Origin of the sequence: Arthrobacter sp. SIMBA_036, from assembly GCF_046535135.1 — a bacterium.
Taxonomy (GTDB): Bacteria; Actinomycetota; Actinomycetes; order Actinomycetales; family Micrococcaceae; genus Arthrobacter.
Window position 1 is genome coordinate 1 of the sequence record NZ_JAWRXG010000256.1, and the last position, 262, is coordinate 262.

1 pseudogene is annotated in these 262 nt (G+C 69.1%); it reads right to left on the reverse strand.

Going from position 1 to position 262, the window contains the following annotated elements:
* Nucleotides 1-8: 8 nt before the first annotated feature.
* Nucleotides 9-262, reverse strand: a pseudogene (locus SB659_RS19810) (hypothetical protein); the annotation flags it as partial.

The window sequence follows — 262 nt, forward strand, 5'->3', positions numbered from 1 at the left end:
GTAGGCGGTCATGCGGCGGGCTCGCAGATCGCGGCGTCTTCGTCCCAGCGCTCGGCCATCGCCCGCGCCGTCATCAGGTTCGCCGCCGACATCACCTCCGCCGTCGGCCCCCAGCCGATCAGCTCGCGGGCGATCAGCATTGTCTCAGGGAAATGTGCCCGAACCTGCTCGAAATCGTGCAACACCGCGATGACCGTCCGCCCGTCGCCATGCCAGCGCGCCACGATGTCGAGAAGGTCGCGGGTGGTGCGCGCGTCGATCG